At 69.2% G+C, this 20,608-nt stretch carries 20 protein-coding genes; 9 read left to right on the forward strand and 11 right to left on the reverse strand.

The window, feature by feature from the left end; all coding sequences use genetic code 11:
- The first annotated feature begins 158 nt into the window (after positions 1-158).
- Together HFGMBDPB_RS14595 and HFGMBDPB_RS14600 are read left to right on the forward strand one after the other, a co-directional pair.
- The gene (locus tag HFGMBDPB_RS14595) at positions 159-983 is read left to right on the forward strand and encodes a YecA/YgfB family protein (protein ID WP_016450524.1); all 825 of its coding nucleotides are present in this window, start codon (positions 159-161) and stop codon (positions 981-983) included.
- Between the two features lie 33 nt (positions 984-1,016).
- On the forward strand, positions 1,017-1,331 hold the full coding sequence (locus HFGMBDPB_RS14600; RefSeq protein ID WP_012202639.1) for a helix-turn-helix domain-containing protein: 315 nt from the start codon (positions 1,017-1,019) through the stop codon (positions 1,329-1,331).
- On the opposite strand, the gene HFGMBDPB_RS14605 is transcribed toward HFGMBDPB_RS14600, so the two are convergent.
- The 5 genes from HFGMBDPB_RS14605 to HFGMBDPB_RS14625 all read right to left on the reverse strand — a co-directional run bounded on the left by HFGMBDPB_RS14605 (position 1,312) and on the right by HFGMBDPB_RS14625 (position 6,066).
- Positions 1,312-1,803 carry a CinA family protein gene (locus HFGMBDPB_RS14605; RefSeq protein WP_212645636.1) on the reverse strand — a complete coding sequence of 164 codons (492 nt, stop codon included), beginning with the start codon at positions 1,801-1,803 and terminating at the stop codon, positions 1,312-1,314. The two genes, HFGMBDPB_RS14600 and HFGMBDPB_RS14605, sit on opposite strands and share 20 nt — an antisense overlap.
- Before the next feature lie 10 nt (positions 1,804-1,813).
- The gene (locus HFGMBDPB_RS14610; RefSeq protein ID WP_012202641.1) at positions 1,814-2,314 is read right to left on the reverse strand and encodes a phosphatidylglycerophosphatase A family protein; all 501 of its coding nucleotides are present in this window, start codon (positions 2,312-2,314) and stop codon (positions 1,814-1,816) included.
- 130 nt (positions 2,315-2,444) lie between these two features.
- Positions 2,445-4,097: a DUF4139 domain-containing protein gene (locus tag HFGMBDPB_RS14615; protein ID WP_212645637.1), complete on the reverse strand. Its 1,653-nt coding sequence runs from the start codon at positions 4,095-4,097 to the stop codon at positions 2,445-2,447.
- Positions 4,098-4,135: 38 nt separating this feature from the next.
- Positions 4,136-5,101 carry a thiamine-phosphate kinase gene (gene thiL / locus HFGMBDPB_RS14620; RefSeq protein ID WP_212645638.1) on the reverse strand — a complete coding sequence of 322 codons (966 nt, stop codon included), beginning with the start codon at positions 5,099-5,101 and terminating at the stop codon, positions 4,136-4,138.
- Positions 5,102-5,166: 65 nt separating this feature from the next.
- On the reverse strand, positions 5,167-6,066 hold the full coding sequence (locus HFGMBDPB_RS14625) for a LysR family transcriptional regulator (protein ID WP_047219821.1): 900 nt from the start codon (positions 6,064-6,066) through the stop codon (positions 5,167-5,169).
- A 70-nt stretch (positions 6,067-6,136) separates the two neighbouring features.
- Between HFGMBDPB_RS14625 and HFGMBDPB_RS14630 the strand changes: the two genes are divergently transcribed.
- The 4 genes from HFGMBDPB_RS14630 (at position 6,137) to HFGMBDPB_RS14645 (ending at position 11,232) form a co-directional block, all read left to right on the forward strand.
- Positions 6,137-7,585, forward strand: a complete 1,449-nt coding sequence (locus HFGMBDPB_RS14630) for an acyclic terpene utilization AtuA family protein (protein ID WP_212645639.1) — start codon at positions 6,137-6,139, stop codon at positions 7,583-7,585.
- On the forward strand, positions 7,582-7,953 hold the full coding sequence (locus tag HFGMBDPB_RS14635) for an AtuA-related protein (protein ID WP_013804720.1): 372 nt from the start codon (positions 7,582-7,584) through the stop codon (positions 7,951-7,953). The genes HFGMBDPB_RS14630 and HFGMBDPB_RS14635 overlap by 4 nt, the downstream gene beginning before the upstream one ends.
- A gap of 48 nt (positions 7,954-8,001) precedes the next feature.
- Complete coding sequence (locus HFGMBDPB_RS14640; protein ID WP_016450608.1) at positions 8,002-8,988, forward strand: Bug family tripartite tricarboxylate transporter substrate binding protein; 987 nt, start codon at positions 8,002-8,004, stop codon at positions 8,986-8,988.
- Between the two features lie 123 nt (positions 8,989-9,111).
- Positions 9,112-11,232 carry an alpha/beta hydrolase domain-containing protein gene (locus HFGMBDPB_RS14645; RefSeq protein WP_016450607.1) on the forward strand — a complete coding sequence of 707 codons (2,121 nt, stop codon included), beginning with the start codon at positions 9,112-9,114 and terminating at the stop codon, positions 11,230-11,232.
- Between the two features lie 20 nt (positions 11,233-11,252).
- Here the strand turns inward: HFGMBDPB_RS14645 and HFGMBDPB_RS14650 are convergent, their stop codons facing one another.
- The 4 genes from HFGMBDPB_RS14650 to apaG form a co-directional block, all read right to left on the reverse strand.
- Positions 11,253-12,377: a YbdK family carboxylate-amine ligase gene (locus HFGMBDPB_RS14650; protein WP_013804717.1), complete on the reverse strand. Its 1,125-nt coding sequence runs from the start codon at positions 12,375-12,377 to the stop codon at positions 11,253-11,255.
- Positions 12,367-13,629 (reverse strand): cation:proton antiporter, encoded by a 1,263-nt coding sequence (locus tag HFGMBDPB_RS14655; RefSeq protein WP_016450606.1) that lies wholly within the window; start codon positions 13,627-13,629, stop codon positions 12,367-12,369. Before HFGMBDPB_RS14655 ends, HFGMBDPB_RS14650 begins: the two co-directional genes overlap by 11 nt.
- Positions 13,630-13,827: 198 nt before the next feature.
- Positions 13,828-15,795, reverse strand: coding sequence for a transporter-like protein TlpB (tlpB, locus tag HFGMBDPB_RS14660; protein WP_061289849.1), 1,968 nt, complete (start codon positions 15,793-15,795; stop codon positions 13,828-13,830).
- 52 nt (positions 15,796-15,847) lie between these two features.
- Entirely contained in the window at positions 15,848-16,255 is a 408-nt protein-coding gene (apaG, locus tag HFGMBDPB_RS14665) for a Co2+/Mg2+ efflux facilitator ApaG/CorD (RefSeq protein WP_016450604.1), read from the reverse strand.
- A 116-nt stretch (positions 16,256-16,371) separates the two neighbouring features.
- Between apaG and rpe the strand changes: the two genes are divergently transcribed.
- Complete coding sequence (gene rpe, locus HFGMBDPB_RS14670; RefSeq protein ID WP_016450603.1) at positions 16,372-17,055, forward strand: ribulose-phosphate 3-epimerase; 684 nt, start codon at positions 16,372-16,374, stop codon at positions 17,053-17,055.
- Positions 17,056-17,170: 115 nt separating this feature from the next.
- On the opposite strand, the gene HFGMBDPB_RS14675 is transcribed toward rpe, so the two are convergent.
- Entirely contained in the window at positions 17,171-17,497 is a 327-nt protein-coding gene (locus HFGMBDPB_RS14675) for a CzcE family metal-binding protein (RefSeq protein ID WP_212645640.1), read from the reverse strand.
- A 156-nt stretch (positions 17,498-17,653) separates the two neighbouring features.
- On the reverse strand, positions 17,654-18,703 hold the full coding sequence (locus HFGMBDPB_RS14680; RefSeq protein WP_212645641.1) for a porin: 1,050 nt from the start codon (positions 18,701-18,703) through the stop codon (positions 17,654-17,656).
- Positions 18,704-18,846: 143 nt separating this feature from the next.
- On the opposite strand from HFGMBDPB_RS14680, the gene HFGMBDPB_RS14685 reads away from it, so the two are divergent.
- Both HFGMBDPB_RS14685 and HFGMBDPB_RS14690 read left to right on the forward strand, forming a co-directional pair.
- Positions 18,847-19,053, forward strand: coding sequence for a hypothetical protein (locus HFGMBDPB_RS14685; protein WP_158528308.1), 207 nt, complete (start codon positions 18,847-18,849; stop codon positions 19,051-19,053).
- Between the two features lie 112 nt (positions 19,054-19,165).
- Complete coding sequence (locus HFGMBDPB_RS14690; protein WP_244387661.1) at positions 19,166-20,599, forward strand: hypothetical protein; 1,434 nt, start codon at positions 19,166-19,168, stop codon at positions 20,597-20,599.
- Positions 20,600-20,608: the final 9 nt, after the last annotated feature.

The following is a 20,608-nucleotide window of genomic DNA, read 5'->3' on the forward strand; positions in this document are numbered from 1 at the left end:
GGGTGGGCCATGTGGGCCATGTGGGGCGATAGGGCCCCGTGGGCGCCAGTTCCGACCGGGCGCCACGGACATGGCGGCGCGGCTACACTGCGGGCCATTCATTCGAGGGGCTGGCCGTGGCCGGTTCCTTCTCCCTGTTTTCCCTAGAGATTTCCGCCATGTCCAACGACGCCCACGAAGCCACCGCCCTGCCCGACGAGCCTGCCCTGACGCCCGAGGCGCTGGAGGAGCTTGACGATCTGCTCGACGAGCTGCGCACGCGCGGCGAGGAGATTCCGCAGTGGGAGTTCTGCGACGGTTTCCTGACGGCGCTGATCTGCACGCGCCGCGAGGTGCCGGCCGCCGAGTGGCTGCCCATGCTGCTGGGCGACGGCGGCACGCTGGAGGCGGCCGAGGGCCAGCCGCTGCCGCTGATGGAAGTGTTCAAGGACGCGGCGCAGCAGGCGCGCTTTCTGGAGCTGGTGGGCCTGCGCATGGACGAGATCCGCACCCAGCTGGACGCCGACGTGAAGACGCTGGAAGACGACCGCACCTTCCAGCCCGAGGCCATGGACATGCGCGGCGCCATCCTGTCGCTGCCCGAGGAAGAGCGTCCCGATGACGGCGAGATTCCTTCGTTCGGCCAGATCTGGGCGCTGGGCTTCATGTTCGTGGTCGAGAACTGGGCCGAGGAATGGGCCGCCCCGCGCGACAAGGAAGCCGCCGGCTGGCTCAACGAGGCGCTCAACGCCGTTGTGGCCCTGACCGAGGACGACACCGGCAAGCCCGAAGTCTGCATGTACGACGAGGACGGCCCCGCCAGCACCAGCCAGGAGCGCGTGGAGCAGTTCGGCGAGGCCATCTGGGCGCTGTACGACCTGCGCCAGATCTGGAAGAGCATGGGCCCGCGCCAGGAAACCATCGTCAAGGGCGAGCAGCCGGGCCGCAACGACCCCTGCCCCTGCGGCAGCGGCAAGAAGTTCAAGAAGTGCCACGGCGCCTGAGCGCCCGCGCCACAGGCTTTGGATGCACGGGCCATGAGACATATCGGTGAACGCATACGCGCCCGCCGCGCCGAACTGGGCATGACCCAGGGCCGGCTGGCCGAGGCGGCGGGCATCACGGCCTCGGCCGTGTCGCAGATCGAATCGGGGGCCATCCGCACCCTCAAGAACGACACCCTGGCCCGCGTGGCCCTGGCGCTGCAGACCACGGCGCTGGAGCTGACCGCCGGGCTAGAAGACGACAACGCGCCGCTGCCCGTGGACGAGCAGCGCCTGCTGGAAAGCTACCGCGCCCTGCCTGCACCGCTGCAGGAGATCGCGCACCGGCTCATAAAAGCCTTGCGCTGATCAGCGCATTGAGGCGCTGCAAGGCATGGACCGCGGTGGCCTGGCGCACGGCGGCGCGGTCGCCGTCAAAGCGCACGCATTCGCTGTGCGTGGTGCCGTACACGTTCCAGCCGAACCAGACCGTGCCCACGGGCTTGGCGGCGCTGCCGCCGCCCGGCCCGGCCACGCCTGTCACGGCCACGCTGCACTGCGCGCGTGAGTGGGCGATGGCGCCTTCGGCCATGGCGCGCGCCACGGGCTCGCTCACGGCGCCGTGTTCGGCGATCAGCGCCTCGGGCACGCCCAGCAGGTCGTGCTTGGCCGCGTTGGAGTAGCTGACAAGGCCGCGCTCGAACCATTCGCTGGAGCCGGCGCGGTCCGTGCAGGCCGCAGCGATCATGCCGCCCGTGCAGCTCTCGGCCGTGGCCAGCATCCAGCCGCGCTGCAGCAGCAGGCCTGCCAGGGTTTCGACGAGTTCGTTGGATGCGCTCATGCCAGCTCCTTCAGCCGATGAAATGGCGCCACAGGGCGATGACCAGCAGCGTGCAGAAGGCGGCCACCAGGTCATCGAACATGATCCCCCAGCCGCCGCGCCAGCCGAAGCCCTTGAAGCACCGGTCGGCCCATTTGACGGGCTGGGGCTTGGCGGCGTCGAAGAAGCGAAACAGCGCAAAGGCGATGAGCTGGCCCCAGAAGCCCGTGGGCATGACCAGCCACAGCACCAGCCAGAAGGCCACGATCTCGTCCCAGACCAGGTTGCCCGGGTCGGCCACGCGCATGTGGCGCGCCGTGACCGTGCAGGCCCACCAGCCCAGCGGAATGCTGCCCGCGATCAGCAGGCCGATCTGCTGGGGCGTGAACCAGTGCTGCAGCAGCAGGAAGGACAGCCAGGCCCACAGCGTGCCCACGGTGCCGGGCGCGATGCGCCCCAGCCCCGAGCCCAGCCCCATGGCGATGAAGTGGGCCGGGTGGGACATCATGAATTCCAGCGTGGGGCGTGCCATGCCGCCCTGCGGCGGGCCTTCCGGTGGGCGCGCCGCAGAGGCATAGGTGGGGGTAGCAGGATCGCCGGAAACCTCCGGCCGCAGCGGCGCGTCACTCATGGGGCGAGATCATAAGCGCGGCCCTGGTGCTTCACTGACGCTCTTCGACCGCCAGATCCTGCGGATGGCGGATCTGGTGGCGGGCCTCGAAGCTGGCGCTGGCGCCAGCGGCCAGCGGCTGCTGCCAGGCGATCATGCCGTTGCGGTCGTTCCAGCGCGTGGTGGACGGCTGCGGGTTGTATTGGGACTGCACGCGGATCTGCTCGTTGCGCGAGACGGGTGCGGCGTCCACCACTTGCAGCTCGATGGCGCGGTCATGGCGGTTGTCCACCTGGAAGCGCCGCGTGACCTGGCGTTCGGTGCTGCTGCTGAGCAGGCCGCCGCTGCCCGTGGCCGAGTCCACGGGCAGGTTGCGCACCACCACCTTGTCGTCACGGCCGAAGGACAGGCCCTGGGCCAGCGCGGCGGCGTTGCCGAAGTCCAGCCGGCCCTGGCCGGCGAAGGCGCCGTCGCGGAACAGGGCCACGGGGCCTGCGGGCCAGACACCGGCCGGCACGGCCAGCTGGGCCACCAGGTAGGCGGCCTCTTCCACGGCGGGCGCCGTGCGCGTGAGCAAGGTGGCCGGCACGTTCTGCGAGCCCAGGGCCAGGGTCACGCGCTCGCTGCTGGAGGGCACGCTGATGCGGTAGGGCACGGAGAACTGCGTGGCGTAGGCGGTGTTGAGGCTGGCGACATCGAGCACCGGCAGTTCGGCGGCCTCGCCGGCCGCCCCGGGCTTGCGGGCGCGCTCCAGCATCATCGCAGGGGCCGCCGGGGCCGGCGCTGGCGCAGGGGCCATGGCGGCCACGGGGCGGGGCCGTTCCACATCCAGCGTCCAGGGATTGGGCAGGCGTGCCTGCGTGCTGCGCGAAGGCTGGCCGGTGGACAGCAGCAGCTGCACCTGGCTCCAGTCCTCGCCGCTGTTCTGGGCCACCAGGGCCAGGCGTTCGATGGCCACCGTGCCCTTGGCCGGGTCCAGCTGGGCGCGGTAGGTGGGCTGCCAGCTCGGGCCGCGCACCTGGTAGGTCAGCTGCACATTGGCATCGGCCGGGCTGGCCAGTTGCACGGTGACCTTCATCACCTGGGCGTTGCCTGCGCCCGTGCGGTCGCGTTCGAGCTGCAGCGGCCTGAGTTGCTCCTGCAGCGCCTGCTTTTGCCGCAGGATCTGGTGGGCGCGCAGCGTGTTGCCACGGCTGGTGCTGCGCAGCGCCTCGGTGGCGGCGCCCAGCTGGCTGGCGGCGGGCAGGGCGGGGGATTTGGCGTCATCGCCGGGCTTGGCCAGGCCCTGCAGGTAGTCGCCCACGAGCTTGGCGGCGGACTCGTCGGCCTCCAGCGCGGCCAGCTGGTCTTCCAGCGTGCGGATCTGCTGCTCCAGCGGGCTGGCGCAGGCCTTGGAGGCCAGTTCGCGCGGCTGCGACTGCAGCTTGTAGTCGCCCAGGCGCACACCGGCATCGGCGCTGACCTGCAGGCTCTGCGGGTCGATGGAGCCGGGCAGGCACTCGAACACCAGCTGGCGCGTGGCGGCCGTGATGCGCGCCGTGCGCTCCACCGAGGCCACGCCCGCATACAGGGTGACGCGCGCGATGGGGGCGCGGGCGATGGTGGCTTCCTGGGCTTGTGCCTGGGCCTGGACCGGGATGCCTGCCAGCAGGAAGCAGGCGGCTGCCAGGGCAGAGAGGGCGGGCAGGGCGGAGCGTTGAACCATGGGCAGTCCTTCTCGGATGAAAGTGGTTTGGCGCGGCGTCAGGCCGCAGCGAAGTGGTCGAACGAGGTCCATCGGGGCGCCATGGCCGCACCGTCCGGGCCGATCAGCCGCAGGCCGGGCGGGGCCTCGATGCAGCCGATGCGCGTGACGCGCGTGGCGCTGTCGCGGCCTGCGGCCTGCACGGCATCGCGCCGGTCGGCCGGGGCCGTGAAGCACAGCTCGTAGTCGTCGCCGCCGGACAGGGTGCACTGGTGCAGCAGGTCGATGGCCAGGGGCGTGTGCCTGCCGGCATCGAGCAGGGGCGTGATCAGGCGCGTGTCCAGGCTGGCGCCCACGCGGGATTGCTCCAGGATGTGGCCCAGGTCGCCCAGCAGGCCGTCGCTCACATCCAGCGCGCTGCTGGCAATGCCGAGCAGCGCCTGGCCCAGGGCCACGCGCGGCGTGGGCGCTTCCAGGCGCTGGCGCGCGGCGGCCAGCGTGCCGGGTGGCAGGGGGGTGTGGCCCAGCAGGGCTTCCAGCGCCAGGCGGGCATCGCCCAGGCTGCCGCTGACCCAGATGTCGTCGCCTGCGCGCGCGCCGCTGCGCAGCAGGGCCTGGCCGGGCGGCACTTCGCCGAAGACGGTGATGCAGATGTTCAAGGGCCCCTGGGTGGTGTCGCCGCCGACCAGCTCGCAGCCGTGGGCGTCGGCCAGCGCCAGGAGGCCGGCCGCAAACGCCTCGGTCCAGGCCGCATCGGCGCGCGGCAGGGACAGGGCCAGGGTGAAGGCCAGCGGGCGCGCGCCGCAGGCCGCCAGGTCGGACAGGTTCACGGCCAGGGATTTGTGGCCCAGCAGGCGCGGGTCCACGTCGGCGAAGAAATGCCGGCCCTCGACCAGCATGTCGCTGGAGACGGCCAGCTGCATGCCCGGCGCCGGGGCGAGCAGGGCGCAGTCATCGCCCACGCCCAGGGCGGCGCGGCGCACGGGGCGCTGGAAGAAGCGGCGGATCAGGTCGAATTCACCCACGGTGGCGGCTTTCGGAGGCGGTTGGCGATCGGGCTATTGTGCTGCGAGGTTCGTGCTGCCCCGTATCAGGTGGTCTCGCCCGCACCGGGCCGATGCTCCAGCGCCAGCGCGTGGAAGGCCTGGGCGGCCGGCGACAGGCTGCGCTGGCGCCTGCGCACCAGGTACAGGTCGCGCCGGCGGTCGGCATCGGCCAGCGGGCGCGTCACCAGGCCAGGTTGCACGAAGTGGAACAGCGCCAGGGCCGGCACCACGCTGATGCCCAGGCCCGCGCGCACCATTCCCATCACGGTGGCCAGGTGCTCCACTTCCAGCAAGGTGTTGAGGGGCGGGGCCTGCTCCTGCGATTCCAGGTACTGGCGCACGCTGCTGTGGCGCGCGAGCTGGATGAAGGGCTGGTCACGCAGGTCGGCCATGGCCGGCGCGGGCAGGGCCGCCAGCGCATGGTCGGCGCGGCAGACCAGGTGCAGCCGGTCGGCGCAGAACCATTCGGCCTGCAGCTCCTCGGTGTCGGCGCGGATGGCGGCCAGCGCCAGGTCGGCCTGGCCCGAGGCCACCTGGGCGATGCACGATTCGGACAGCAGGTCCGACACCTGCAGCTGTATGCCCGGATGGCGCGCATGGAACAGCGCCAGCACGGGCGGCAGCCAGGCCGCCGCCAGCGAAGGCAGCAGGGCGATGGACACACGCCCGCGCTGCAGCGCCGCCGCCTCGCGCAGGCCGTGCACGGCATCGCCCAGGTCGGCGCGTATGCGCTGCGCGGCATCGAGGAACTGCGCCCCCTCCTGCGTCAGCGCCACATGGCGCGTGCTGCGGTCGAACAGGCGCACGCCCACGCCGTCTTCCAGCCCCTTGATCAGGGCACTGAAGGCCGGCTGCGACAGATGGCAGCGCTGCGCGGCCAGGGTGAAGCTGCTGAGCTGGGCCAGGGCGATGAAGGCATCGAGCTGGCGGGAGGAGATATTCATCGGGTTTTTGGATAAGTCGATCCGAACAATCGATTTCACAGATTAGCAGCGGCTGCCTACATTGGCTCTCATGGACAACCTGGAACCCTCTCTTGCCCCGGACAGGCCCCCGCTGTGGGTGGGCTGCGCAGCCGGCTTCTCGGGCGACCGCACCGATGCCGCCGCGCCCGTGGTGCGCGCCCTGGCGGCCAGCGGCCAGAGCGCCTGCCTGATCTTCGAGACCCTGGCCGAGCGCACGCTGGCGCTGGCCCAGCTCGCGCGGCGCGAGCAGCCCGACGCGGGCTACGAACCCCTGCTGGAGGACCTGCTGGAGCCCGTGCTGGCCGACTGCCTGGCGCATGGCATACGCATCGTCAGCAATTTCGGTGCCGCCAACCCCGAAGGCGCGGCGCGCTGCATCCAGCGGCTGGCGCAGCGCCTGGGCCTGCGCGTGCCGCGCATCGCCGTGGTGCATGGCGACGATGTCAGCGGCCCGGCGTACCGCGGGGCGCTGCGGGCCGCGCTGGGCGCGGAGTTCCCCGAGGATTCGCTGGTCAGTGCCAACGCCTACATCGGCGCGCGCGCGATTGCCGAGGCCCTGCAGGCCGGCGCCGAGATCGTGGTGGCCGGCCGCGTGTCCGACCCCTCGCTGACCCTGGGGCCGGCCATGGCGCATTTCGGCTGGGCCTGGGACGACTGGGACCGCCTGGCGCGCGCCACCATGGCCGGCCACCTGCTGGAATGCGGCGCCCAGGTCACGGGCGGCTACTTCGCCGACCCGGGCTTCAAGGACGTGCAGGGCCTGGCGCGGCTGGGCTATCCCATCGCCATCATCGAGCCCTCGGGCGACTGCACCATCACCAAGCCCGAAGGCACGGGCGGCCTGGTCAGCGAACGCACGGTCAAGGAACAGCTGCTGTACGAGGTGCACGACCCGGCCGCCTATCTGACGCCCGACGTGGTGGCCGACCTGTCCGAGGCCGAGGTGCACCAGGTGGGGCCTGACGCCGTGCGCCTGAGCGGCGTGCGCGGCCATGCGCACAACGGCCACTACAAGGTCAATGTCTGCCATGCCTCGGGCTGGCTGGCCGAGGGCGAGATCTCCTATGCCGGCCCGCGCGCCCTGGAGCGCGCCCGGCTGGCCGGCGAGGTGCTGCGCGAGCGCCTGGGCGGCGAGGCCGCAGGCGACCTGCGCCTGGACTGGATCGGCGTGGCCAGCGTGCTGGGCGACGACGCCGGCCGCTGGCGCGACGCGCAGCCGGCCGGCGCAGCCGCCCCCCAGGACGTGCGCCTGCGCGCCGCCTGGCTGCGCCCCACGCAGGCCCAGGCGCGGCGCCTGCCGCGCGAGGTCAATGCGCTGTACACCTGCGGGCCGGCCGGCGGCGGCGGCGTGCGCACGGCGCTGCGCGCGCGGCTGGGCACGGTGTCCTGCCTGCTGGCGCAGCAGAGCATCGCCACCGGGTGGAAGTGGGCCGAGGAAGAGGCCGACAAAGGGGTCGATAAAGGGGTCGAGAAAGAGGCCGGGGAGCACGCCGCATGAACACACTGCCAACCACGATGCCCGTCACCGTGCCGTTGTACCGCCTGGCGCACGGGCGCACGGGGGACAAGGGCAACCGCTCCAACATCAGCCTCATCGCCTGGAATGCCGCCTGCTGGCCCGTGCTGGTGGAGCAGATCACCGAAGAGCGCGTGGCCGCGCACTTCGCCGCCCGGCGCCCTGCGCGCGTGCAGCGCTTCGTGCTGCAGCGCCTGCAGGCCATGAACTGGGTGCTGGACGCGGTGCTGGACGGCGGCGTCAACGATGCGCTCAACCTCGACAGCCACGGCAAGGCGCTGTCGTACTGGCTGCTACAGATGCAGGTCCACATACCGGCTTCGCTGCTGCCCCACCTGGCGCCGGAGTAGCCGGCAGGACCCGCCCGTCACACATTCATCACAACAAAGGAGACAGACATGAACCTTTCGCACAACTTCCCCCGCCGCCATGTGCTCGCGCTGGCCGCCTGCGCGCTGGCCGCAGCCGCCGCCGCACCGGCCCTGGCACAGGACTATCCGTCCAAGCCCATCACCTTCGTCGTGCCGTTTGCGGCCGGCAGCGCCACCGACCAGCTGGCACGGGCGCTGGGCCAGGCCGTGACCACGGCGACCAAGCAGGCCGTGGTGGTTGAGAACAAGGGCGGCGCCAGCGGCATGATCGCGGCCCAGCAGGTGGCGCGCTCGGCGGCCGATGGCTACACGGTGCTGATCACCACCAACACCACGCACGCGGCCAACCAGCATCTGTACAAGAAGCTGCCCTATGACGCGGTCAAGGACTTCGCGCCCGTGGCCGGGCTGGGCAAGGGCGGCCAGGTGCTGGTGGTGCGCGCCGATGCGCCGTACAGGAACGTGGGCGATCTGCTGGCGGCGGCGAAGAAGCAGCCGGGCAAGCTGTCGTTCGGCAGCGGCAGCTCCTCCAGCCGCGTGGCCGGTGAAATGCTCAAGCAGCTGGCCGGCGTGGACCTGATGCACGTGCCCTACAAGAGCAATCCGCTGGCCATCACCGACCTGCTGGGCGGCCAGATCGACCTGATGATCACCGACACCTCCACCGGCGTGCCCCAGGTCAAGTCGGGCAAGCTGCGCGCCCTGGGCTACTCCACCACCCAGCGCAGCCCGCAGCTGCCCGAGGTGCCCACGCTGGAGGAAGCCGGCGTCAAGGGCTATGACATGGGCTACTGGTTCGCCGCCTATGCGCCGGCCGGCACGCCCGAGGCCGTGGTGGCCCGCCTGAACCGCCTGCTGTCCGACGCCGTGCACAGCGCGGGCGCCAAGTCCTTCTTCGACATGTCCGGCTCCCAGGGCTGGACGGCCACACCGCAGGAACTGGCCGCCTTCCAGGCCGCCGAGACCCAGAAGTGGGGCCAGGTGATCAAGGCCGCCGGCATCCAGCCCGAGTAGGCCGCTCCCCCGCTCTCCCGTTCCCCGCTCTCCCGTTCCTTTTTTTCCGAACCGCCCTAGGCCGCCGCAATGCACGGCGGCCAGGGCGCAGCCTTGCCTGTGCCATGACCCCAAGGAGACAACATGCACATCAGATCCACCCATCCACTGGCCCTTGCCCTGGCCGCATCCGGCCTGCTGACCGCCTGCGGCGGCAGTGACTCGCCTGCCGGTTCGCAGGCGCCGCGCATGCAGCTGAGCATCAGCGCCACCGAGGACTTTGCCGGCAGCTACGGCAGTGTCGGCGCCTACGAAAAAGTCACCGGCGTGCTGCGCGGCGAGCTGGACCCGGCCGACCCGAAGAACGCCGTGATCCAGGACCTGGCGCTGGCGCCCCTCAATGCGCGCGGCATGGTGGAGTACAGCACCGACTTCGTCATGCTCAAGCCCAAGGACATGTCCAAGGCCAGCGGTGTGCTGCGCTATGACGCGCCCAATCGCGGCAACATCCTGACCATGCCCAACCCCACGGCCACGCCCGGCGATGCGGTCTACCTGGAGCGCGGCTACGTGCTGCTGTACTCGGCCTGGCAGGGCGATGTGCCCAAGTCCACGCCAGCGCGCCTGACGGTCACCGTGCCCGTGGCCCGCAACAAGGACGGCAGCAGCATCACGGGCAGCTACCGCACCGAGCTGGTCCCGGCCGCCGCCGTGCCCTCCATGGCCCTGCCCGGCGGCGTGTTCAACGGGACCATGATCCCCTACGAGCCCGCCAGCCTGGACAACACGCAGGCCGGCTACTCGCTCACGCGCCGCATCAACGAAACCGATGCGCGCCAGACCGTGCCTGCGGGCGACTGGAAGTTCGCCAGCTGCGATGCCGCCGCCAATCCCTTCCCCGGCACACCCAGCGCCACCAATGTCTGCCTGAAGGGCGGGTTCGACCCGCAGTACCTCTACGAGCTGGTCTATGTGGCCAAGGACCCCAAGGTCATGGGCGTGGGCCTGGCCGCGCTGCGCGATACGGTGAGCTTCTTCCGCGCCAAGGCGGCCGATGCCGACGGCAAGGCCAATCCGCTGGCCGGGCGCATCACGCACACCATCGGCCAGGGCACCTCGCAGTCGGGCAATGCCATGAAGACCTTCCTGCACCTGGGCTTCAACCAGGCGCTCGATGGCGGCAAGGTCTTCGACGGCATGTATGCCCACGTGGCCGCGCGCCAGACCAACATCAACACGCGCTTTGCCGTGCCCGGCGGCGGGGGCGGCCTGCGCACCGACCACACGGCCTTTGGCCAGACCGCGCCGCGCGGCCTGGACAAGGACTACAGCGACGAGGTCAGCGGCCGCCAGGGCGGCGTGATGAAGCGCTGCGAAGCCAGCAACACCTGCCCCAAGTTCTTCCTGGGCCTGTCCGGCACGGAGTTCTGGCAGCTGCAGGGCTCGCCCGTGCTGACCGATGCCAACGGCCTGCGCGACATCGCCCAGCCCGCCAATGCGCGCATCTACTACTACGCCAGCACCCAGCACGGCGGCGCAGGCGGCACGGCCAGCATCGGCTATGCGCCCACGCGCAATGTCTATCCGGCCGGCACCGTGGTGCACTTCAACGACACCTTCCGCGCGCTGTTCATCGCGCTGGAGGACTGGGTGGTGCGCGGCACCGAGCCGCCGGCCAGCCAGGTGCCCAGGCTGGCCGACGGCACCCTGGTGCGGCCCGACAAGCTGGTCTTTCCCGCCATGAAGGGCCTGAGCTGGAGCGTGGGCGGCGTGCAGACCGCCATCCCCGAGTTCCGCTACCTGGCACGCCACAACGGCTTTGCGCTGCTCGACTTCGGCCCGCAGTACGTGCCGCAGGACGAAAGCGGCATCGCCACGCTGCAGCCGCCGCGCGCCACGGGCAAGGACTACGCCATCCTCGTGCCCCAGGTCGATGCGGCCACCGGCCTCACGCGCGCAGGCATCCGCAGCGTGGAAGCGCGGGCACCGCTGGGCACCAGCATGGAGTTCAACTACGTGGCCACGCCGGGCATCGTGGACCTGTCCAACCTCACGGGCAGCTTCATCCCCTTCCACAAGACGCGCGCGGCGCGGCTGGCGGCCGGTGACGGGCGGCCGTCACTGGAGGAGCTGTATGTCGACCAGGCCGGCTACGTGAGCGCCGTCACGGCGGCGGCCCAGGACCTGGTGCGCCAGCGCCTGCTGCTGCAGCGCGACGCCGACGCGCAGATCACCGCCGCGCGTGCGGCGGCGGTGCTGCCTTGAGCCTGCGCTGAACGCAGGCCTCAGACGGCCTGGCCGCGAAAGCGCATGGCCGCCTGGCGCGAGACCTCGGCCAGCAGCTGCTCGCTGCGCTGGCGTTCGCGCAGCCAGCGGGCATCGTTGCTGCCGGCGGCCACGTCGCTGCGCAGCAGGTGCAGGGCGGGCGCGGCGCCATGGCGGGCCGCGTAGTCGGCCACGGCATCCATGGTCTTGAGGATGTGGTCGGCCAGCGGCATGTGCTCGCCCGTGGCCGGGTCCACGTACACGGCCTCCAGGCCGAAGCGGCAGGCCTGGAAGCGGTTGTAGGTGTAGACCAGGTAGTCGTCCTCCACGGGCGTGAAGGGCTGGGTGTCCATGAACCAGGCGGCCAGCGCCTGCACGTAGCCGGACAGGGCGGCTGCCCGCTCGATGGTCAGCGGCGTGTCGAACACGCGGATCTCGATGGTGCCGAACTCGGGCTTGGGCCGGATGTCCCAGTAGAAGTCCTTCATGCTCTTGACCACGCCCGTGCGCGTCATCTTGTCGAAGTACTGCTCGAACTCGCTCCAGTGCAGCACGCAGGGCGCGCGGCCCGACAGCGGAAAGGCGAACACCGAGTTCAGCCGCGCCGAGTCGAAGGCCGTGTCATGGCCCTGCACATAGGGGCTGGAGGCCGACAGCGCAATGAAATGCGGGATGTAGCGCGACATGCGGTGCAGCATCAGCAGCGCCGCATCGGCGTCGGGGCAGCCGATGTGCACGTGCTGGCCGAAGATGGTGAACTGCTTGGACAGGTAGCCGTACAGCTGCGACAGCTCCTGGAAGCGCGGCTTGTCGTAGATGCGCCGCTCATGCCACTGCTGGAAGGGGTGGGTGCCGCCGCCCACCACGGCGATGTTGAGCTTGTCGGCGCTTTTGACCAGGGCATCGCGGATCTGGCTGAGCTGGCCCAGCACCTCCGAGGCCGAATGGCAGACGCTGGTGGAGATCTCGATCATGCTGTTCGTCATCTCGGGCACCACGCTGCCGGGCAGCGGGTTCTTGAGCATGAGGCGCAGCATGTCCTCGGCGTAGGGGGCCAGGTCGTAGTCGTGGGTGTTGACCAGCTGCAGTTCCAGCTCCACGCCCAGGGTCAGCGGTTCGGACGAGTTGAAGGCTTCAAGACTCACGTTCATCTCCTGCGGTGTTCGAGCGGCTCAGCGGCTTCCAGGGACGGGAGCTTTCGCCGGAGCGGTAGATGGCCACGGTGGCCAGGGCGGCGCCCAGCACCTCCATCACCAAAATGGTGGGCAGGGCCACGCCTGCGATCTGCGCGCCCAGCTCGGGCGCGGCGGCCACGAACTGCGAGGCGATCAGCAGCGCCACCGATGACATGGGCGCCATGGCGCAGCCCACCCAGAAGGCCTGGCGCCAGTTGGCGCCCGTGCCCACATTGCCCACGGCCACGCCCAGGGTCTTGGCGACCAGGCGCGCCAGGATCACGGCGCCCACCACGCCGGCCACCGGCGCGCTCCAGTCGGCCTGTGCGGCCACGGTGGAGACCAGCACGAACATCAGCATGGTCAGCAGCGAGGCCGCCGTGCCCAGTTGGCGCGGCCAGGCCCAGGGGCGCGGGTTGAACTGCTTGAGCAGGATGCCGCCCAGCAGCGCCGCCAGCGGCGCCGAGCCGCCCAGGTACGAGGTCAGCGGTACGCTGGCCGAAATCAGGGTGAGAAAGAGGATGGAGGTGTTCTCGCTGGCCGGGCTCATGAAGCGCAGCGCCAGGCGCATCAGCACGGCCAGCACCAGGGCCACGGCCACCGAGACGCCCAAGACCACCAGCACCGGCATGATCGAGGCCACGAAGCCTGCCTTGGGCTGCGTCAGCATGCCCGCCTTGGCGCTGCCCAGGGCCAGCGCATACAGCGTGGACAGGGTGGACAGCACCAGGCCGCGATCGGTCACGGCGCCTGCGGCACGCATGTCGGCCACCACGCGCGTCAGCACCAGGGGCGAGGCCGCCATGGCCACCAGGGCCAGCGGCCCGGCCACTTCGGGGGCCATGCCCAGCCAGCCCAGCACCAGGGAGACCAGCACGTAGGTCAGCGCGGACTCGGCCACGCTTTGCACCAGCACCATGGGGTTGTGGCGGAACCAGCGCAGCGTGATGCGCCCGCCGCATTCGAACAGCACGATGGCCACGCCCAGCTCCAGCAGGAACAGCCCCGTGCCCTGCAGCGGCCAGGTGGTGTTGGCCCCAAAGCCGATCAACCCGGCAATGCCGCCGACCAGCGAGTAGCCGACCACCTTGGGCAGGGCGGCATGGCGCTGGCAGGCATAGCCGACCATGGTGGCCACGGCCAGCAGCAGGGACCACTGAACCGTGGCCAGCCCGGCCGAAGGCCGCAGCCACGGTTCCCAGAAGCTCAGCATGTCATTCATCAGCGACGTCCTTTGCGCGAGCCAGTGGCCCGCAAGCGAAGCTCCGCAAGGCCTTCCCTGCGGCGCGGGCAAGCCCGCGTCCCGTGCGCCTGGCACGGGGACACTTCGTTGGCGATCCACTGGCGTGACTGCCAGGCTGCAAGGCCGGGCGGGCACGCCAGCACGTGGGTTCCGCGTGGTTCCCGAGGTCCCGCAGGCTCAGGGGCGGAAGAAACTCAGCGGCGCTGTGCGCAGACGGCGGCGGATGGCCGAATAGATGCGCGAGCGGTCGACTCCGCTGACATTGTGTGCCCTCAGCGCAACGCGGAATGCCAGATAAAAGCTGACAGTGACGTTCAACGCGCCATTGATGGGCAGTAGGGCAATCGCCCACCAGAACATGTCGGAGTGCAGAACCTCCCAGCCCAGGGCGGCCATGGCGGCCCCGATCTGGCCGGCCGACAGCGTGACGTGGCGCACCTCCAGCCCCAGGCCGAAGAAGGCCGCGAAGGCCGGCACCAGGCCCAGCATCATGCCCAGCGAGACATTGGCAGCAAAGCCCGAGATGTTCTTGCGCCAGAAATGCGCCCAGCGATCCGCGCGCCCGGCGCCCAGCCAGCGCGTGATGCCGGGGTTGTAGCGGATCACCGAGTCCAGCCGGCGCAGCACGAACCAGTTCTCGGCCCAGCCCGCGATCAGGCTGCTGGCAAACAGCAGCACGCCCGTGAAGGCAGCGAACAGCGGCGACAGGCCCAGCAGGCTCAGCGAATCGAGCACGGCAATCGCATGCGGCTCGTCGATGGGCGTGTGGCCGAACAGCTGGGCATAGCCCAGCGACAGCAGCAGCACCATGGGCAGCACCACCAGCACGTTGCCCAGCACGGCCGCCACCTGGGAGCGCACCAGGTGCGCGACCTCGTCCACGAATTCCTCGATGGCCTCGCTGGCGCGCAGGTCCTTGAGCTTGGCGGCCATGGCCGGCGCCGTCATGGCCGGCTGCTTGGTGGCTACCGTGAAGTGCAGCAGCTGGATCAGCACGAAGCTGATGGAGTAGTTGATGCCCGCGGCCAGCCCGCCCCAGAAAGCCGACAGCCCCAGCGCGTAGAGCGCGAACTTGAGCAGCGTGGTGAAGGCCATCACGAAGCCGCCGCCGGCGGCCTTGGTCACCATGGACAGGTACTCCCGGCCCGTGCGCGTGATGTAGTGCTCGCCGGTCTCGGCGCTGCGCTCGGCCACCTTGGCGGCCAGCAGCGAGGTATTGGTGGCCAGCAGGGCGCGCAGGCTGCGCCGCTCGATGCCCACGGACACCAGGTTGGCCAGCAGGTCGGCCGTCTCGGTGGCGCGGTTGTCGGCCAGCAGGCAGTCGAGCAGGCGCCTGACGCGCAGGATGCGCGCGCGCAGCTGGCGCAGGCGAAACACCAGGCCCACCGAAATGCCTTCGGACTCGAAATGCGCGTACACCGATGTCACGGCTGCGCGGCAGGCATCCAGCCGTTCGCGCAGCCGGGCCTCGGCCGCGTCGCGCCGGTCGTTGGTGCGCAGCGCGTGCAGCACCTCCACGCGCAGGCTTTCCGCATCGTGGATCAGGGCGTGGAAGGGCTGGTCGTCGCGCGCCTGCTCGTCCATGCGCAGGCGCAGCTCGGGCGAGAAGCCCGTGGACAGGATCTGTCCCGTGCAATAGGTGATGGAGCCCAGCAGGCTGTTCTGCCAGAAGCTGCTGCCCTGGCCCTCGCTGCCATCGGTCAGCAGCAGTGCGATGCGTTCGAGCAGCGGCGCCTCCAGCGCGTGCAGCCAGCGCGCGTCGAATTCGTCGGGCATGGCCAGCATGAACAGCTCGGAGGCATCCACCGTCTCCGGCGTGCTGGGCAGCAGCTTGTAGCGCACGCGCTCGGACAGCTCGCTGAACATGTTGGTGCGCGGCGCAAAGCCGAAATCGGCCAGCAGCGCCGTGATGTCCACGGTATCGATGAAGCGCAGCCACCACGCATGCAGGCGCTGGCGCACGGCCGGATCGGCCTCCACGGCCTCCACCAGCAACTGCACGCGCTGCACCGCGCCGTCCACCGACGGCTTGGGCGCGCGCACCCACTCCAGCAGGTGGATCAGCCAGATATGGCGGTGCGCGAGGTCGGCCTCGGGGTCGAGTGCGGCCAGAAGGCCGGGCAGGTCTTGGGTGATTCGCTTCATGTAGGGGTCTTGCGGCAGGGCGGAAGACTAGCGCCTCCCCCGAGGAACGCGCTCAGTGCAGCACGCGGTTGTCAGGGTCTGGAAAGCTGTCGCCGCCAGCGCCCGACTGCAGATGAAAGCGCGGGATGGGGCACTCGAAGACTTCGCCCTCGTGGCTGATGCACAGATAGGTGCCCTGCATGCTGCCGTTGGGCGTGCGCAGCTGGCAGCCGCTGGTGTACTCGAAGGTCTCGCCGGGCTGCAGCAGCGGCTGGCGGCCGATCACCCCCAGGCCCTTGACCTCTTCGACATGGCCCAGTTCGTTGGTGATGATCCAGTGGCGCGCGATCAACTGGCCCGGCACCTGGCCGGTATTGGTCACGGTGATCGTGTAGGAGAAGGCGTACACGCCTGCCGCTGGAGCGGATTGCTCTGGCAAAAAGGCGGGGCGGACCTGGACCTGGAACTCGTTCATGGGCATGGCGGCAATGGTAACTGCCCGCAATGTACCGGCTTGCGAACGTCCCCACGCGCCGCCGCCCATGGCTTTGTGCCGTCGCTGGTGCCGGTATGGGCTAGCTGCGACAATCGCAGGCCATGAGCCCCACCTACCGCATCGCCCCCTCCATCCTGTCTGCCGACTTCGCCCGTCTGGGTGACGAGGTCAAGAATGTGATCGCCTCCGGCGCCGACTGGATCCACTTCGACGTGATGGACAACCACTACGTGCCCAACCTCACGTTCGGTCCCATGATCTGCGAGGCCCTGAAGCCCCATGCGAAGACGCCCGACGGCCAGCCCGTGCCCGTCGACGTGCACCTGATGGTCACGCCCGTGGACGAACTGGCCACGGCCTTCGCCAAGGCCGGCGCCGACTACATCAGCTTCCACCCCGATGCCACGGCCCACGTGCACCGCAGCATCCAGAACATCCGTGCCCAGGGCGCCAAGCCGGGCCTGGTGTTCAACCCGGCCGCCTCGCTGGACGTGCTGGACTGGGTCATCGACGACATCGACCTCATCTTGCTGATGAGCGTGAACCCCGGCTTCGGCGGCCAGAGCTTCATCGACAGCACGCTGCGCAAGATCGAGGCCGCGCGCAAGCGCATCGAGGCCAGCGGCCGCGACATCCGCCTGGAGGTGGACGGCGGCATCAAGGAAACCAACATCCGCCGCGTGGCCGATGCCGGTGCCGACACCTTCGTGGCCGGCAGCGCCATCTTCGGCAAGCCCGACTACAAGGCCGTGATCGACGCCATGCGCGGCGCCCTGGCGGCCTGAGCTTCGGCCTGCCTCCAGCAAAAAAGGGCCCGCGAATTGCGGGCCCTTTTCGTTGCTGCGTCGAATTGCGTTGAGTTGGATTCTGCGCAGCGCAGGCCGCAGCGACGCGGCCCCTTCAGCCGCCTCGCTCGTGCTCTGCGGGCATGACGAAGATGCTGCGGCCCTGCGTGTCGAAACCGGGCGGCGCAAAGCGCGCCACCGGCACATGGCTGTGCCGGATGGAGCTGACCTTCCACGCGAATGTCCTGCCCTTGCTGGTGAAATTGAGGGTTTCGCCGCAGGTGACGTTGATGGGCGTCGTCTGCGACAGATCGACGCTACGGTAGGAGCCTGCAGGCGCGGGCGAGCCGTAATGCGATTGACCGTTGGGAAAAGTGTCCGCATGGGCCATTGGGCAGGCAAGAAAAATGCCTGCGATATACAGGGCATTGATGTTTTTCATGAAATGCTCCTTGGCGCAAATGGGATTTTCAATTCAAACGGAACATGGATGGATGGGCAGGCCGTGGCAATGGTTTGGTGAATGCGGAAAAAGGGCATTGCCCGGCCTGCCGCCAGCGGTTTTGCAACGCTGGCGGGAATAATCCCGGAAAGGAAATCAGAAACTGTGGCGTATGCCCACTTCCGCACCCGTTGACGTGCCCTTGGGAGCAAGCCCCGGTGCACCGCCCGACAGGGCGAAATTCGCATTGCCCTTGTTGGATATGCGGGCCACGGTTCCATACAAGGCCGTGCGGCGCGACAGATCATGCACATAGCCGATGGCATATTTGTTCGCATCGCTGCCATTGAATGCCACCGGACCCTTGCGCGAATCGGTACGCACATAGGAGGCGCGGAGATGGCCGCTGCCCACGGGAACCGTCATGCCCAGCAGCCAGCGGTCCTCGGAGCCCATGGTGCTGCTGCCGTAGGTGCCGAAAGGCAGGTCCTCCCGCTGGAAGTGGCCCATGAGCTTGGCGAAACCGAAGTCGTACGAGGCGCCCGCGCCATACTGCCTGAACTTGGCGCCGGCGGCGCCGATGTCGGTCGTGCCATAGGACAGCGACAGGCTCAATGGACCGTTTTCGTAGTGCACCCGGCCTGCCACGTGGCGGCCCACGTTGCTCGATGGGTTCTCGTCCATGGCGTACATGAATTCCGCACGCAGGCCCCAGAGGCTGGGCGAGAGGTACTGGATCGCGTTGTCGCGGCGGTAGTAGGACGGTGAGAAGCCGTCCGGCATGCGGCTTGCCACGGCGGAACCGCCCAGTCCGATCACACCGAACGGATCGTATTTGTAGGTATGTGCCGAAGCCGGCGAAAGGTCGCGGCCCAGGCGCACTTCGCCGAAACCTCCCGACAGGCTCACGGTGGAACGGCGCTGGAAGAACTTGCCCGTGGAGCTGAACGTGCCCGTGTCGGCATTGACGTCCGACTCCAGCCAGAAGCCGGCCCTCAGTCCGCCGCCCAGATCCTCGTCGCCGCGAAATCCCAGCCGCCCGGAGGCCAGGCCGCTGTTGTTCATGGTCAGGTTGCCAGGCAGGTCGCTGTTCCTCACGTAGCGCGCATTGACGTCTACGATGCCGAACAGGGTGATGGATGACTGCGCGCTGGCCGCCAGCGAAATGACGGGCAATGCCGCCGCCAATATGCGATTGAATTTCATGCCTGATCCTTGTATTGAATGGTGGATTCCATGCGCATCCATTTTCAAAACGGATGCTGTGGTAAATACTAGAATCCGCAGGCGATCGCATTCGGTCTTGAAAAGAAATGGGCAGGGCATGGCAAGCCATTCACAGGCTTTTCGTGCAAAACCTGTTCCACCCCGCCAACACCAGACGGGAGGGGCTGCCATTCATGACAGTTACCTTTCTTCAAAATGTCTTGAATGTCACTTTGCTGTCGGGTGTATGGATGTTGGGCATTGATAGCATTCAGGGGATTGACTCCGGTGAAATAAAAATAATCCGTGTCGTATCGCTGATGCGGCTGTGGGTGGGTATTGAAAGATAGGCGGGGGGCGAAAATGCGTCGCGAGGATGTCAAGCTGAGGATGCTGGCAAGAAGAGGGGACACGGGGGCCAGGCTTCAGCTCGGGGAGGCCTATCTGGCAGGGGGGCCGGGCGTGCCCAGAAGCATTTCCGTGGGGCTCGGCTACCTGCAGGCCGCACTGCCCCAGGCCAGGCGCCAGGCCTCGGTCTGCATGGCCCTGCATCTGCCGCTGAGGCAGTTGCTGGAGCACGGGCTGCTGGAGCCTTTGAGGATCGCTGCGCAGTACGAGGATGTCGGGCGCCAGAAGCTCGCCGCATGGCATCTCATCCGGGGGGAACTCGATCTGGCGCTGGAATGCCTGGGCCGGTGCAGCGCTTCCCTTCCGTGCCACGGGGCAGGCGGCGCATCCGCGCTCACCTGCGGCGAGCTGCTGCAGGTCCTGCAGATCCTGCGCGCCGTACAGCCGCAGGACATTGCCGAGGTCATGGCCAGCGAAGCCCGCCAGGCCATGGCCATGGGCCAGTCGCCACGCGCAGTGCAGATGCTGGAGCTCCTGGGCGATCTGCCCCATGCCGCTGCCTGTCCCGCCATACAGCAGCTGATCGCCGACCTGGTTCACCAGGCGGAGATGGCAGGCCATGGCCTGGGGCGGCTGGCGGTGGGCTGGATAGAAAGCAGCCTGGAGCGCTGCGCCGCCGATGGCGACCTGCACGCCTGCCATGCGCTGGGGCGGGCGCTTTCCGGCCAGTCCTGCGCTCACCTTGCGCCAGACAACCTCGTGCACGCGCAGAACCTGCGCAAGGCGGCAGCCCTGCTGCTGCGCGCCGCCGATGGCGGCATCGCCGTCGCCTGGCTGCACCTGTTTCGCCTGTGTTCCGACTACCGCAGTTCGGTGGCCAATCCCACGCTGGCGCGCTTTTGCCTGGAGAAGGCGGCGCGGCACGGCCTGGCGGAGGCCCAGCGCCGCCTGGGTGCGCTGGTGCTGCGTGACGCCACACGCATCGAATCCATGGAGCAGGGCGTGGCCCTGCTCCATGCCGCGGCGGCCAAGGACGACGAGCAGGCCGGGCTGCTGCTGCGCTCGTTGCTGCTGCCCGTGGACGGGGGCGACGAGGAGGCGCTCACGGCCATCGAGGCGGTGCGGCCCGATGCGCCGCGGCTGGCCATGCGGCTGCGCCTGGCGCGGGCATTCGGTCTCACCAAGCAGGAGGCGCTGTCGGTCGATCCCTTGACCGCCATGCGGCCCTGGGGCCTGGTGGTGGGCCACAACCCCTTTGTGGCGAAGGCACGGCTGTGCGAGCCCCGGGCCGTGCCAGCGACCACGCCCGAGGCCCGCTGCTGCCTGGAGCAGGCCGCTTTCCTGTTCTCGGCGCAGCGCCAGGAATCCCTGGTGCCGGAAGGATCGCTGCGGGCACGTTCGCTTCAGTTGCGGCGCTTGTTCCACCGGCTGCAGATCAGCGAGACGGTCTTTTTCGCCTCCGCCTCCTCCCGGCAGCGCGAGGCCATCCGCGTCGGCACGAAATGGGCGCGACGGCAGCAGCAGATGCTCAGGCAGGTGCTGGCCTGAGCCTTGCCG

Source organism: Delftia sp. PE138 (assembly GCF_018320755.1).
Taxonomy (GTDB): Bacteria; Pseudomonadota; Gammaproteobacteria; order Burkholderiales; family Burkholderiaceae_C; genus Comamonas; species Comamonas tsuruhatensis.